18 protein-coding genes are annotated in these 12966 nt (G+C 52.9%); 17 read left to right on the top strand and 1 reads right to left on the bottom strand.

The annotated features are described in order from the left end of the window. Nucleotides 1-13 precede the first annotated feature (13 nt). From EVJ23_RS03380 to EVJ23_RS03310, 16 genes are all read left to right on the top strand, one after another. Nucleotides 14-520 (top strand): GNAT family N-acetyltransferase, encoded by a 507-nt coding sequence (locus EVJ23_RS03380; RefSeq protein ID WP_131438787.1) that lies wholly within the window; start codon nt 14-16, stop codon nt 518-520. 108 nt (nt 521-628) lie between these two features. Further along, nucleotides 629-955 carry a PadR family transcriptional regulator gene (locus EVJ23_RS03375; protein WP_071398061.1) on the top strand — a complete coding sequence of 109 codons (327 nt, stop codon included), beginning with the start codon at nt 629-631 and terminating at the stop codon, nt 953-955. Further along, complete coding sequence (locus EVJ23_RS03370; RefSeq protein ID WP_131438786.1) at nt 952-1482, top strand: DUF2812 domain-containing protein; 531 nt, start codon at nt 952-954, stop codon at nt 1480-1482. Before EVJ23_RS03375 ends, EVJ23_RS03370 begins: the two co-directional genes overlap by 4 nt. A 14-nt stretch (nt 1483-1496) precedes the next feature. After that, nucleotides 1497-2009 carry a hypothetical protein gene (locus tag EVJ23_RS03365; RefSeq protein WP_131438785.1) on the top strand — a complete coding sequence of 171 codons (513 nt, stop codon included), beginning with the start codon at nt 1497-1499 and terminating at the stop codon, nt 2007-2009. A gap of 62 nt (nt 2010-2071) precedes the next feature. After that, nucleotides 2072-2242: a hypothetical protein gene (locus tag EVJ23_RS15195; protein ID WP_161567002.1), complete on the top strand. Its 171-nt coding sequence runs from the start codon at nt 2072-2074 to the stop codon at nt 2240-2242. A 32-nt stretch (nt 2243-2274) separates the two neighbouring features. After that, nucleotides 2275-2766 (top strand): hypothetical protein, encoded by a 492-nt coding sequence (locus EVJ23_RS03360; RefSeq protein ID WP_131464120.1) that lies wholly within the window; start codon nt 2275-2277, stop codon nt 2764-2766. 293 nt (nt 2767-3059) lie between these two features. Next, on the top strand, nt 3060-3950 hold the full coding sequence (locus EVJ23_RS03355) for a GNAT family N-acetyltransferase (protein ID WP_161567001.1): 891 nt from the start codon (nt 3060-3062) through the stop codon (nt 3948-3950). A 35-nt stretch (nt 3951-3985) separates the two neighbouring features. Next, nucleotides 3986-4636 (top strand): SIMPL domain-containing protein, encoded by a 651-nt coding sequence (locus EVJ23_RS03350; RefSeq protein ID WP_131464116.1) that lies wholly within the window; start codon nt 3986-3988, stop codon nt 4634-4636. After that, nucleotides 4633-5055 carry a hypothetical protein gene (locus EVJ23_RS03345; protein ID WP_131464114.1) on the top strand — a complete coding sequence of 141 codons (423 nt, stop codon included), beginning with the start codon at nt 4633-4635 and terminating at the stop codon, nt 5053-5055. The genes EVJ23_RS03350 and EVJ23_RS03345 overlap by 4 nt, the downstream gene beginning before the upstream one ends. A 134-nt stretch (nt 5056-5189) precedes the next feature. Then, complete coding sequence (locus EVJ23_RS03340) at nt 5190-5660, top strand: flavodoxin family protein (protein ID WP_070328611.1); 471 nt, start codon at nt 5190-5192, stop codon at nt 5658-5660. 112 nt (nt 5661-5772) lie between these two features. After that, nucleotides 5773-6174 (top strand): hypothetical protein, encoded by a 402-nt coding sequence (locus EVJ23_RS03335; protein WP_070328613.1) that lies wholly within the window; start codon nt 5773-5775, stop codon nt 6172-6174. Between the two features lie 82 nt (nt 6175-6256). Next, a complete protein-coding gene (locus EVJ23_RS03330; protein ID WP_131464112.1) occupies nt 6257-7369 on the top strand; it encodes a M14 family metallopeptidase in 1113 nt (370 codons plus the stop codon). A 91-nt stretch (nt 7370-7460) separates the two neighbouring features. Continuing rightward, nucleotides 7461-8261 (top strand): alpha/beta fold hydrolase, encoded by an 801-nt coding sequence (locus tag EVJ23_RS03325; RefSeq protein WP_201739215.1) that lies wholly within the window; start codon nt 7461-7463, stop codon nt 8259-8261. A gap of 272 nt (nt 8262-8533) precedes the next feature. Next, the gene (locus EVJ23_RS03320) at nt 8534-8962 is read left to right on the top strand and encodes a CBS domain-containing protein (RefSeq protein WP_016510664.1); all 429 of its coding nucleotides are present in this window, start codon (nt 8534-8536) and stop codon (nt 8960-8962) included. 98 nt (nt 8963-9060) lie between these two features. Continuing rightward, complete coding sequence (locus tag EVJ23_RS03315) at nt 9061-9564, top strand: cupin domain-containing protein (protein WP_070328616.1); 504 nt, start codon at nt 9061-9063, stop codon at nt 9562-9564. Next, a complete protein-coding gene (locus EVJ23_RS03310; RefSeq protein ID WP_131464108.1) occupies nt 9561-10451 on the top strand; it encodes an aldo/keto reductase in 891 nt (296 codons plus the stop codon). The genes EVJ23_RS03315 and EVJ23_RS03310 overlap by 4 nt, the downstream gene beginning before the upstream one ends. Nucleotides 10452-10495: 44 nt before the next feature. On the opposite strand, the gene EVJ23_RS03305 is transcribed toward EVJ23_RS03310, so the two are convergent. Beyond that, on the bottom strand, nt 10496-12190 hold the full coding sequence (locus EVJ23_RS03305; RefSeq protein ID WP_131464106.1) for a M3 family oligoendopeptidase: 1695 nt from the start codon (nt 12188-12190) through the stop codon (nt 10496-10498). Nucleotides 12191-12396: 206 nt separating this feature from the next. Between EVJ23_RS03305 and EVJ23_RS03300 the strand changes: the two genes are divergently transcribed. Continuing rightward, the gene (locus EVJ23_RS03300; RefSeq protein WP_070328619.1) at nt 12397-12897 is read left to right on the top strand and encodes a PTS sugar transporter subunit IIA; all 501 of its coding nucleotides are present in this window, start codon (nt 12397-12399) and stop codon (nt 12895-12897) included. Nucleotides 12898-12966 lie beyond the last annotated feature (69 nt).

Raw genomic sequence — 12966 nt, 5'->3', positions numbered from 1 at the left:
GGAGGACGAACAGATGATTCCAACTCGACAGACTGAGCGGCTGGTATTGAGGTCACTCACTCAAGAGGATTTAACAACATACGCCGCCATACTCGGTCAACGGGAGGTGAGCCGTTATTTAGGGGACGGGAAACAGAAGACTCGAGAAGATGCCGCGCACTTGCTGACTCGTTTCCAGGAGCAGTGGATGGAATATGGCTACGGGGTCTGGGGTGTGGTTGAACGGTCGACGAACCAACTGATCGGTCATTGCGGTTTCTCACGGTTACCGACTGGCGATGTCGAGTTATTGTATGCTTTCGATCCGACCACATGGGGGAAAGGGTACGCGGTCGAGTCAGCTCAAGAGGCACTCGAGTTTCTCGATTTGCTGGCGGGAATAGGACCAATCATCGCGCTCAGCTATCCTGAAAACGAGCGTTCGCAACGGGTCTTGGTACGTCTCGGTTTCACGTATATGAAAGAAGATGATTATGCAGGCGTCAATTTGTTGGTGTATCAGCGCCACACGACAGGATGAGCAACCTATGGGAACATAGGTTTTTTTTGTAGACAATTATTGAAGATGAGCGTACACTCATTATATCGGGAGACGATATAACGGTAGACGAAGTAAAGGAGATAAACTATGACACAATCAGCAGGAACCGTCGCGTTGACGGAAGCGGTGTATTACATTTTATTGTCGCTACAAGTTCCGCGTCACGGGTATGGAATCATGCAATTCGTACAAGAATTGAGCGATGACCGTGTCCAGTTGGCGGCGGGAACATTATACGGCGCGTTAAGCAACTTAGTTGAAAAAGGATGGATTGAAGCAGTGGAGAAAGCGAGCGGACGAAAGAAAGAGTATGTCGTCACACCTCTAGGACAAGCAGTGCTTGAGGCCGAACTCGTCCGGCTCGAAGAACTCGTCACGAATGGAAAACAGTGGATTGGGGGAAACAAATCATGAAAACCAAAACGGTATATCGCTTTTACGCGGATTACGAAAAGGAAGAGGCTTGGTTGAACGATATGGCGGGTACAGGGTGGTTTCTTGAACGTTTTAGACTTGGGCGTTACACGTTTGTGCAAGGGGAGCCGAACAAATATACTTATCGAATCGAATTGATTGAAGAGGCACCAAGTCATCCGAAATCGGTCGCTTACTTTGAATTTTTGGAGGAAATGGGCATTGAGGTCGTCGCGACGACATTTCGTTGGGTCTTTCTCCGAAAACTAACAACTGACGGACCGTTTCGACTCTACTCAGACATTGACTCGAAGATTCGCCATGAACGACGGATTTTTCATCTGTATAGTTTTGTGTTGTATCTCAATTTATTTGTAGCATTCCTCAACCTGTCGAACGGTATCGAATCTTTCCTCTGGGTTCCTAATTTGTTAGTCAGTATACTATTTATCACATTCGTGCTGAAACAATATCGGAAACTTTCAAAGTTGAGGGAGGCGCGTCAACTGGTCGAACGGGATCAGTGATGGAGGAGAATCTGTTGGAACGTCTTCAAGGCGGGGACTTGCGTTCCATCGGACGGGTCGATGAGGTCGTCCAATTCGTTGGCGACGATTCAGAACGATTCGCGGAACTGATGGTCGGGTTGACCGATGACCGTCCTGTCGTCCGAATGCGAAGCGCGGATGCGGTCGAGAAGATCACGCGACGCTATCCTGAACTGTTGAAGGCGCATCAGGCGCCGCTCCTCGAACTTTTGCCAGCGTTCACCCAACAAGAAGTCCGTTGGCACGTCGCCCAACTGATGCCGCGGTTGCCGCTCAGCGATGACGAAGCGGGGCAGGTCGTCCGTGTTCTAAAAGCATGGATTGCTTCCGAGACGAGTAAAATCGTCATCGTCAATTCGCTCCAAGCGCTATTCGACTTGAGCGTCCGCTATTCGCGCTTCCATGATGAACTGATTGATTTGCTCCATAAACAACTCGAGACAGGAAGTCCGGCTGTCCGCAGCCGTTGTAACACATTGTTGGCTAAATGGCGAGAGAGTGAGTGAAAAATGAAACATTTTATTGGGTTAATTCGTATGTAGTGAGCGGAAGGAAGGTGGTGGTGGAAATGAACGAATGGCGCGAATCAGCGGTCGGGCTTGGTCTTATTTTCGGAACGGCTGCCGGGATGATCATCTCTCTACTATTCGATTTTACGGTTGCATACGGGATTGTCATCGGCTCGATAATCGGCTATTTGATTGGACTCATCATTTCCATTCGCGCGATGAAACAATGACTATGATGATATAAGAGTGGGAGGCAAATAACATGAGTGAAATTCAATTTATGACGAGCGATAGACCGCTAAAAGAAGTCGAAAATCCATATATCGAATTCTTATCCATCAACGAGGCCATCAAAAAAGGTGTCGTGTTGCCTGAAATGCTCACAGACGACGAAGACCTCGATCGCGACGAAAAGATTTTGATGCACGTCGAGGCAGAAGAGCAACTCGACGAGATTGAGGTCAAACGAGAACTTTATTATGCAGAGGAAAACGTCGAAGCGTACTCGAAAAAACCGCACGTCGCTGAATTGCGTTGGCGCTACACCGAAACGAGAGCCCAGCAACTCGTTGACTACATCACCGACCACCTGAAGACGGCGGATGAAGTCGAGATTTGGAAAGTGTGGGTCGATGAACAGACCGAACCGAGCGTTCGTTCGATCACGCTCGACGAGTTGACGATTGATGAGTTGCGGTTTTTAGGGGATGTCGGGTTTGAGCGGCCAGAGTGTCTCCATGTCGTAAAATCGTGACATTTTCGTAAAATGCTTGTAGATTTTCCGGACGTGGTATCATGTTCGGTTTTTTGTCTCCTCTTGAAAAAAACTGCTACATAACAAGAGAATAGTTGAAGCGGGAGTGGGGACACGATTATTCGGTTGCTCACTCTTTTCATTTCTTGTACGAACTGACCGACGTCAAGTGGGCGGCTAGTGTGATGCCATCGTGAAGGAGGTTTCGAAGTCGCTGGCGAATTGTAGCAACATCACGTATTGGCAGGGACTGGATGCTGTTCAGTGAAAGCTTTATAGAGGAGGGTGGCACAGTGATCTCATTTCGACCGTATTCACATGAGCCTTATGTGTCGGAGGATGCTGTAAAAGTAAGAGACTTTCTCATCAGAATCAACTTAACGGAGCTGCAGGCACCACGTCTTTTATGGGGGGCGTGGGACTGGGCGGTGAACCATGCGCTTCGTGATCAAGAACATGTGCATCGGATTGGCATGTGGGAAGATGAGGGGCGCCTTGTCGCCCTGGCGACGTATGAGCTCAATTTAGGGGAAGCGATTTTGGTCGTGGAGGAAGGGTACAACGCATTGAAGCCTGAACTCGTTGCCTATGCGGTCGAGCGGTTGCATAGGCATGGTGATTTGCGACTATTGTTACCGGATGAGGATGAGTGTCTGCAACTTGCCGCCTTAGAGACCGGATTTCGACCGACGAGACAAATCGAGCGGTTCGCGAAAATCCATGTTTCTCGGATAAATCAGGAGTCGTTGCCGCACGGGTTCTCCTACGTGTCTCTCGCGGATGAATGGGATTGGCGACAATACAACCAAGTGATGTGGCGTGGCTTTGACCACGACGGGAATGCGCCGGATGATGCCGCGACCATCGCCGGACGGAAAAAAATGTTGTCGAGTCCAGTGATTCTCCCTGAACTGATCGTTGCCATTGCCTCACCTGAGGGGAAGTACGTTGCACATTGTGGTGTCTGGTATCGCCCGGGTGATCGCTATAGTTACGTCGAACCGGTCGTGACGGACCCGACGTACCGGGGGAAAGGCTTCGGAAAGTCGGTCGTCTATGAGGCGATCATACGGAGCGGGAAACTAGGGGCGGAACAGGCGATTGTCGCTTCAGACCAGATGTTTTATTACAGCATCGGCTTCGTTCCGTTTCGGACGATGACGCAATGGCAATTGCACAATTAAGCGACTTAGGATAGAGAGAAAGGGGAGAATGAAACATGGAACGCACCATCACAGTCAAAGGAACGGGAAAAGTATCGGCCAAGCCAGACTTGATTGTCGTGAAAATGGAGTTGACCTCGAAGGCCGTGCGTTACGAGGAGACGATGAACGAGGCGGCGACGGCCGTGGCGCGTCTGCAAAAGGCGCTTGGACAGGCCGGCTTCGATAAGACCGCTCTAAAGACGACGGACTTCTCGATCGATACAGACTATGAAAGTTACCGTGACGAGGACGGAAATTATAAATCTCGTTTCCGTGGCTATGTGTGTGAGCAACGAACAAAACTTGAGTTTGACCTCGACACGAAACGCTTGTCTGACGTCATCCAAAGCGTCACGAATTCAATGGCAGATCCAAAACTGTCCATCAAGTTCACGATCAAAGATTCAGATGTGGTTAGCGATGCACTCCTCGCCAGCGCGGCGGAGAGTGCGTTGCATCGGGCTGAACTGTTGACGAAAGCGGCCGGTGCGAAGCTTGGGGAATTGAAACGGATTGACTATACGTGGGCCGAGCTCCATCTTTACTCGCCAACTAATTTGGTATTCCATGAAGAGGTGTTCCATTCACAGGCGTCGATGCCAGAGCTTCAGCCGGACGATATCGATTTGAGCGATACGGCGACGTTCGTCTGGGCAATCGAATGAAACGAGTCGTTTGGATGTTGGTGTTGCTGCTTTCTGTCTCACTGTCGGTCCACGCCTTGTCCTGGGCGTACGCGTTCGTCGTCTTGGACGGACGGGTGTATGAAGTGACGGACATTATGGTCTTGGAGGCTGATCTTGGTGACGTCGTCGGTGAGGTCGAGACGTTGGCTGACGATATGACCGGCGACTATTATGGGGACGCCTCGAACATGTATCCGATCGGAACAGAATATCGTCAAGTGGAAGGGGAGTCGGTCGAAGACGTGCTCGCGGTCGAGGACGGTACTGAGTGGAAGCGGGCCGAATTCGTCCATGAAGCACCGTTTGACAGCCGAAATCATCTAGACGTAATCGCCTATGCCGCCATCGGCTTGGGAATCGCGGTATTTTTGGGCACTAGGCTGAGGAAACGTCGATGAACTTATATAATTTTGAGGAACAGATTTCGAATCGGATTATAGAGAAAAGAATGGATACATGATGAGCGGTCCATCATTAAGGGAATAGTCCCATGTAGACATAAGAAAGTTTTCGCTTAATGGAGGGATACGTCATGAAAATCCTCATCACTTTTGACTCGATGTACGGATGCACAGAAAAAGTCGCCCACGCCATCAAAGACGGATTCGGCGAGCTTCATCAAGTCGAGGCGGTTCACATCAGTCATATCGGCTACGGGGATCTCGCCAACCTCGATTTACTCGTCGTCGGATCACCGACACACGGCGGACGCGAGACCGAGGACGTGAAGACGTTTCTCGACGGACTGTCGGATCATGCGCTCCGCGGAGTGCGGGCCGCGGCGTTCGATACGAGCATGGCCGAAGAAGACCAAGGCTTTTTCGTCGGAAAGATCGTCAAGTGGTTCGGCCACGCCGCGACCCGGATTGAACGGGCGCTTACGGAAAAAGGAGCAGAGCCGGTGCTTCAAGAATCATTCCTCGTCCTCGACAAAGAAGGACCGCTCAAAGAGGGAGAGCTCGAGCGGGCCCGTGACTGGGCGAGCCATCTGTTCGATAAGTGAACGAAGACGCGTTCCTGATGGGATGCGTTTTTTGTTGTGTCGTATGACCGAACAGTACGAGAAACGGGTAAATACAAGTGTAGCTCTTTTTCTAAAGAATGGAGGGAGAAGGATGAAAAAATGGGAACGAGATGTGCTTGTCGGGTGGATTGTCGTCTTGCTTGTGTTGATCGCCCATTACGCGATCACCGTGTCGCTCGGCAACACTTATTTTGCCGAATCGACGTTGAATCGGATGCTCTGGTTCAGTAGCTTCCCGGCTTTTTTGATCGCGTTTATCGCAGCACTCTTCCAAAAAACGAACACGATCACCCTTGCCGTCCGGCGCGCCGTCATTTGGACAGCCGAGCTCGTCGTCGGGTTTTCACTTGTCGCCTTGTTCTTCCGCGCGTTCGAACCGTTGTTCGCAAGCCCTGGTGCGTATTGGCTATTCGGTGCCGTCTTGCTCGCCCCGCTCGTCTACTTGTTTGCGTTCCGCCGCCAAGACCGCGGCACGAAAGCCGGAGCCCATTAATCGAAACGCCTTCCTCGGGAGGCGTTTTTAGCTTGCCTCGAAATGGGAAAGGGGTACAGAAGACATGAATGGAGGGAATCATATGAGTACTTATTTTTCATCATCTTACGACGAGTCGCGCGAGAGGTTTCTCGATTTGCTCGACACCGTCAAACAATACTACCCGAGCGCGCGGACGATGTCGCATTCGATCGGGGAAGATACGATCGACGTGATCATCGGCGAACCGGCCGGGTCACGTGAGGCGATGCTGCTCATGACGATCGGCGAGCATGGGATCGAAGGCTACGCCGGTGCGGCCGTGACGCAGCAATTCATCGAGACACAGCTCGGCAACGTCCGCCATGACGTGACAGGCGTCTGCTTCATCCATGCGGTCAACCCATGGGGGATGAAACATTTCCGGCGCGTCAACGAACATAACGTCGATTTGAACCGAAACTACGTCGTCGACCGGGAGTCGCTGCCGCGAAACGTCAATAAAGAGTATGAGGTGATGCGCCACTTGTTCGTCCCGGACGGTGTCATCGACGACTATCACGAGGCGCGCGAACACATTTATTCGTTCCTCGGCTCTGGCATCAAGCTCGACGGGTTCGACGCGATGACCGAGGCGAAAGGGATGGGCCAGTACCAATTCCCGAAAGGCGTCTATTATGGCGGAGACGCCGACGAACCGTCCGCTGTCTTCATGAAAGAGATCCAGCACGATCTTCTCGACCGTTACGACCGGGTCGTTCATATGGACTGGCACACCGCGCTCGGGCCGACGAACGAAGTGACGATGCTCGTCAGCGAGCGGGACGGACGCAGCGCCGAGCAGTTAAAACAGACATACGGGTTGAAGAACATCAAGACGTACAATCCGGATGACGTGCTCGGCGACTCGACGAACCATTTCTATTACGTCCGCGACACGCAGCATCCGGACAAGCAGCTCGTCTCGGCCTTGTTCGAATTCGGGACGTTCGGCACGTCGACGAAAGCGCTGATCCGTGAATTTTTGACGATCATTTTAGAGAATCGTCTCTATTTCGAAGGCACGAAAGACCCGGAGGCACGGAACGGCATCAAAAAAGAATTCATGGCCATGTTCTACCCGGAAGACGAGACGTGGAAGACGTCCGTGTTACGAGAAGGCGCGCAAGCGGTCGAGCATATCTTGAAGGCCGAATCGCTCTGGCGCGACGGTTGACAGGTTTTCAGTTCGTTCAAACGGGAACAGATGGGTTGTGGGCAAACGTACGGCGCACAACGCTCAACAATACGATTGGGGGTTTTGAATGATGGGGAATTACATTACAGCACATGACGGGACGTCTATTTTTGTCGAGGACGTCGGAACGGGCGACGCGGTCGTCTTCTTGCACGGCTGGCCGGCGAACAACAACATGTTCGAGTATCAGAGGAACGCGCTGTTGGATGCGGGCTACCGCTACGTCGGTATCGATTACCGGGGTTACGGGAAGTCGGACGCACCGGCTACGGGCTATGACTACGAGACGATGGCGTCTGACGTGAACATGGTCGTCAACGGCCTCGGTGTCAAAGACTTCACACTCGTCGGCTTCTCGATGGGTGGGGCGATCGCGATCCGCTATGCGGTCGATTATCCGGACGGTGGTTTGAAAAAACTCATCCTCGCCGGCGCGGCGGCACCGGTATTCACGCAACGCCCGGACTATCCGTACGGCATGACAAAAGAAGAAGTCGACGCCTTGATCGAAGATACGAAACGCGACCGTGCCTCGATGTTGACCGGGTTCGGCGAGATCTTCTTTGAGAAGAAGCATCCAGAACCGCTTCAAAACTGGTTCCACAGCTTGTCACTCATCGCCTCGAGCCACGGGACGATCGCCTCGGCGAAAGCGCTCCGCGACGAGGACCTTCGTGAAGACTTGCCGAAAGTCGGCGTCGAGACGCTGATCATCCATGGCGTCCACGACAAAGTCTGTCCGTTCGAGTTTGCCCTAGAGATGGAAAAAGGCATCCCGAACGCGCGCATCGAGCGTTTCGAGGAGAGCGGTCACGGTACCGTGCTCGACGAGATGGAGAAGTTCAATCAAACGATGTTACATTTTATCTGATTAGACGAGACGCCTTGATCGAAAGGCGTCTTTTTTTATGGACTCGGACGGGTAGAATCGATGCGTACAGGGTATAAATAATTGGAGTTACTTTCCAGTTTTCTGTTGATGACGTGTCACGCCGGTCCTGTTCTTGTAAAGGACTTTTTTCTGTGACAGCAACTAATGAAGGGAGGGTGAAACAATTGTGGGGTGCGGTCAATTATTGCGGTCAACCCTACGATTCATGGTACAATAGCGTGGTGGATTAACAGATTGAGGAGAGATTATATATGAACATCGCTTTCTTTTTATATCCGAAAGAAGACGTCAAATATTTAGACCCGGAGTCGACGGTGCGGCAAGCGCTCGAGAAGATGAAGCATCATCGCTTCACCTCGGTGCCGCTCGTATCCGAGAACGGCTTTTACGCCGGAACGATGACGGAAGGAGACTTACTGTGGGCACTCGCTGAACAACTTCGCGGGGAAGAAGATTACGAGAAAGTGCTCCGGACTCGCCTGAAAGACATCAAACAACGCATACGCTATAAACCGGTATCGATCACGGCGCAAATCGAGGAGCTTGTCGATGCGATCACCGATCAAAACTTCGTGCCGGTCGTCGATGACGGCAAGTATTTCATCGGCATCATCCGACGCCGTGACATTATCGAGTACTACTCGACGAAGTTGAAACAGCTCGAGAGCGAAGTACGCTAACTCAGTGGCTCGGCCCTTATTAAAGGGTCGGGTCATTTTTTGTGTCGATTATATCCCGTGTAAGTCGGGTACAGTGTCAGAGACAAGGAGGCGATCACATGGACATGTCCACATATCGGTTTAAAGATGACGGCTCGATCCCGAACAACCCGTATTTCCCGGTGCTCTTATACCGACGCGTGTTCGATGAGGCGGACGGCATCCAGGCGACGTTCGAGCATAACGGTTGGGGCAACAGTTGGGTGAACGGTGTGTTCGACTATCACCACTATCACAGCAACACGCACGAGGTCCTCGGGGTGAGGTCAGGCCGTGCGACCGTTCAACTCGGCGGCGCGACCGGCGATCTCGTCTCGTTGAATGCGGGTGACGTGTTGATCCTGCCGGCAGGGACGGGACACCGTCGACTCGAGGCGAGCGATGACTTCGAAATCGTTGGGGCGTATCCGGAAGGACGCGACTATGACACGTTGACGGGTAAGCCTGAAGAACGCCCGGACAACGTCCATCGAATCGAACGCGTCGACAAACCGGCGACCGATCCCGTCTTCGGGACGACAGGGCCGTTGCACGATCAATGGATCAAGGAGGAAACAACATGAACCGAATTCCACACACACTGATTTTGGCGGCATTGAAACAACACGTGGTCAAATTGCCGGACGGGCGCGAGATGCGCGCCCTCGGTCAAGGCACGTGGCGCATGGGCGATGACGCATCGAAACATGACGCGGAGATCGAGGCGTTACAAACAGGTCTCGACTGCGGATTACACGTCATCGATACGGCCGAGATGTACGGGGAAGGCAAGTCGGAGACACTCGTCGGGGAAGCGATCCAAGACCGGCGCGAGGACGTCTTTCTCGTCTCGAAAGTGTATCCACATAACGCCGGGGGCGACAAGCTCGTACAGGCGTGCGACGCGACGCTCGAGCGGCTCGGCACCGACTATCTCGACCTTTACTTGTTGCATTGGCGCGGCAACATCCCGCTCAAGGAGACGGTCGACGGGCTCGAACAGCTGAAAGCAGACGGGAAGATCCGGGCGTGGGGCGTCTCAAACTTTGACGTCGACGACATGAAAGAACTGCTCGCCTTGCCGAACGGGAAGCATTGCGCGGTCAACCAAGTGCTGTATCATCTCGGCAGCCGCGGCATCGAGCACGACTTGTTGCCGTTCCTAGAAGAGCAGCGCATCCCGGTGATGGCCTATTCGCCGCTCGCCGAAGGCAGCGACGTGAAAGAGAAGATCTTTAACGATGAGACGGTGAAACAAATCGCCGAGGCGTATCATGCGTCGGTGGCCCAAATCCTGCTCGCGTGGACGGTCCGGAGCGGCAACGTCATCGCCATCCCGAAAGCAGGGCAGAAAGCGCACGTCGAAGAGAACGGGGCGGCGCTGCTCCTCAATCTGACTGAAGAAGATTTCAAAGCGCTCGACGAGGCGTTCCCGCCGCCGAGCGGGAAAGAACCGTTAGATGTGATTTGAGGACAAAAAGGGTGAGCCCATGCGGACTCACCCTTTTTCTATCTTCAGTTCGCTAACGGGTGCTTCAATAGATAGTCTTCAATCTGTCCGATCGTGTCTTTTAACACACCGTCTTCGAACGGCGACTTCAGTCCGGCCAGTTCAACGAGCTCGAGGAACGAGCGGCTACCGCCGGCCTGACAGAGTGTGAGGTAATCGCTCCACGCCGACTCACGGTCCTCATGCATGCGCACCCAGAACTGGAAGGCACAAACTTGGGCGAGCGTGTAGTCGATATAATAGAACGGGCTCTGGAAGATGTGGCCTTGTTGATGCCACCATGCCCCCGACTCGAGGTAGTCGTTCGTCTCGTAGTCGCGGTGCGGCAAGTATACCTTCTCAAGGTCACGCCACGCCTGACGACGTTCTTCTGCCGTCATGTCCGGCTTCCGGTAGACGATGTGCTGGAACTCGTCGACGAGGACGCCGTATGGGAGGAACGTGACGCTTCCGGCCAAGTGGTTGAACTTGTACTTGTCGACCTGGTCGCCGAAGAACAGCTCCATCCACGGCCAGCAGAAGAACTCCATCGACATCGAGTGGATCTCACACGCCTCGTACGTCGGGAACGCGTATTCCGGCGTCGTCAAATGACGGCTCTCATATACTTGGAAGGCGTGACCGACCTCGTGCGTGAGCACGTCGATGTCGCCGGCCGTGCCGTTGAAGTTCGAGAAGATGAACGGGAGACCTTCAGACGGTAAGTACGTGCAGTAACCGCCGCCGGCTTTGCCGGGCTTCGCCGTAAGATCGAGGGCGCCGCGCTGTTGCATGTACTGGAAGAACTCGTCCGTCTCGCCCGAGAGCTCACGGTACATCTTGTTGCCGCCCTCGATGATGAACGACTCGTCGCCTTGCGGTGTCGCGTTGCCGTCCGGGAAGACGAACGATTCGTCATAGTAGCGGAGCGTATCGACAGCGATGCGTTTCGCCTGCTTGTCTTTTAACGTCGTCGCGAGCGGGACGATGACGTCACGCACTTGTTTACGGAAGTTGTCGACCATCGACTCATCATAGCCGACGCGTTGCATCCGGGCGTAGCCGAGTTCGACGAACGATGGGAAGTCGAGCGCGTGCGCGATCTCGGTCCGGACGCGGACGAGTTCGCCATAGATGCGGTCGAGCTCGTCACCGTTGTCGGCGAGGTATGTATAACGCGCCTCGGACGCCGCTTTTCGTACCGACCGGTCGGGTGACTGTAAGTATGGGCCGAACTGTGACAAGTTGAGCGTCTTGCCATCGAACTCGATCTGTGCGGCCGACATCACTTTTTGATAGCTCGTCGCGAGTCGGTTCTCTTCTTGCAGTTTCGGGATGAGCGATTCGTCGAACGTTTTGAGTGCCCGTTCCGCGAGTTCGAACAATTGGCTGCCCCATTCCGCTTCGAGCTGGCTGCGGAGGTCGTGCTCCGTCAAGACGCGATAGTACGCCTGGACTTCTTTCTCGTAGACCGGCAACGCGTCGTCAAAGAACGTCTGCTCGGCTTCGTAGAACGCATCGCGCGTATCGATCGAGTGGCGGATCGCGACGAGCTGACTTTGCGTCTCGAACGCGTTCCGTTCCTGGTTGATTTGGCGAATCAATTCGTTCGCCTCTTCGAGTGTACTCGCTTGCTGCAATTCGACTGAATAGTCCGACAATCGGCTGTTTAAAGCGTCCACGTCGGGCCGTTCGTATGACAATTTTGTGAAAGTCGTCATTGTAAGCGCCTCCATCATGTGAAATTTTTATAAAGTGTAAAAAGGGCTTGCAAAAGCGATTGCACACTCGTATTCTTACGATGTGTAAACGAATTCGCACTACCTTAATACAACTATACCGTGAATAGGGTAGGGATTGAAGTAATAGCTTTTCGGGTATAAAAGCTAAGACTTTGATTAACAGAACATGTTGGAGGGATTAAGCTATGGGATTCTTTAAAAAACTTTTTGGTGGTAAAGACGAGCAACTGAACGCGGTGTCACCACTTACAGGGAAAGTCATCGATATTACGAACGTGCCTGACCAAGTGTTCTCACAAAAAATGATGGGTGATGGCATCGCCATCGAACCGACAGACGGAAAAGTCGTGTCACCGGTCAACGGGACAATCGCGACGGTCTTCCCGACGAAACACGCGATCGGTATCAACGCGGACAACGGTGCGGAGTACTTGATCCACATCGGTCTCGACACGGTCAACCTTAAAGGTGAAGGCTTCGAGACGCACGTCACGGAAGGCCAAGCCGTCAAAGCGGGCGACCCGCTCGTCACGTTCGACCTTGACTTCATCAAAGCGAACGCACCGTCGACGATCACACCGATCATCATCACGAACCATGACAGCTTCGCTGTGAACAAACTTGTTGCCGAAGGCGACAACGTTACAGCCGGTTCATCTGAAGTCGTCGAGTTGACGAAAAAATAATTAATTCGACCACTTGCTCGGAAGCATGCGCTTCCGAGTATTTTTTTGTGGATTCGGGAACTATAATGG

Source organism: Exiguobacterium sp. SH1S1, assembly GCF_004337245.1.
Taxonomy (GTDB): domain Bacteria; phylum Bacillota; class Bacilli; order Exiguobacteriales; family Exiguobacteriaceae; genus Exiguobacterium; species Exiguobacterium aurantiacum_A.
The sequence above is the reverse complement of the archived record's forward strand: the minus strand, read 5'-3'. Positions and strand labels throughout refer to the sequence as shown.

Coding starts and splice junctions, on each gene's coding strand:
- EVJ23_RS03380 (WP_131438787.1), top strand. CDS start 14: ATGATTCCAACTCGACAGACTGAGCGGCTGGTATTGAGGTCACTCACT.
- EVJ23_RS03305 (WP_131464106.1), bottom strand. CDS start 12,190: ATGACGACTTTCACAAAATTGTCATACGAACGGCCCGACGTGGACGCT.
- EVJ23_RS03330 (WP_131464112.1), top strand. CDS start 6,257: ATGAGTACTTATTTTTCATCATCTTACGACGAGTCGCGCGAGAGGTTT.
- EVJ23_RS03320 (WP_016510664.1), top strand. CDS start 8,534: ATGAACATCGCTTTCTTTTTATATCCGAAAGAAGACGTCAAATATTTA.
- EVJ23_RS03345 (WP_131464114.1), top strand. CDS start 4,633: ATGAAACGAGTCGTTTGGATGTTGGTGTTGCTGCTTTCTGTCTCACTG.
- EVJ23_RS03375 (WP_071398061.1), top strand. CDS start 629: ATGACACAATCAGCAGGAACCGTCGCGTTGACGGAAGCGGTGTATTAC.
- EVJ23_RS03335 (WP_070328613.1), top strand. CDS start 5,773: ATGAAAAAATGGGAACGAGATGTGCTTGTCGGGTGGATTGTCGTCTTG.
- EVJ23_RS03350 (WP_131464116.1), top strand. CDS start 3,986: ATGGAACGCACCATCACAGTCAAAGGAACGGGAAAAGTATCGGCCAAG.
- EVJ23_RS03315 (WP_070328616.1), top strand. CDS start 9,061: ATGGACATGTCCACATATCGGTTTAAAGATGACGGCTCGATCCCGAAC.
- EVJ23_RS03325 (WP_201739215.1), top strand. CDS start 7,461: ATGGGGAATTACATTACAGCACATGACGGGACGTCTATTTTTGTCGAG.
- EVJ23_RS03310 (WP_131464108.1), top strand. CDS start 9,561: ATGAACCGAATTCCACACACACTGATTTTGGCGGCATTGAAACAACAC.
- EVJ23_RS03360 (WP_131464120.1), top strand. CDS start 2,275: ATGAGTGAAATTCAATTTATGACGAGCGATAGACCGCTAAAAGAAGTC.
- EVJ23_RS15195 (WP_161567002.1), top strand. CDS start 2,072: ATGAACGAATGGCGCGAATCAGCGGTCGGGCTTGGTCTTATTTTCGGA.
- EVJ23_RS03340 (WP_070328611.1), top strand. CDS start 5,190: ATGAAAATCCTCATCACTTTTGACTCGATGTACGGATGCACAGAAAAA.
- EVJ23_RS03300 (WP_070328619.1), top strand. CDS start 12,397: ATGGGATTCTTTAAAAAACTTTTTGGTGGTAAAGACGAGCAACTGAAC.
- EVJ23_RS03370 (WP_131438786.1), top strand. CDS start 952: ATGAAAACCAAAACGGTATATCGCTTTTACGCGGATTACGAAAAGGAA.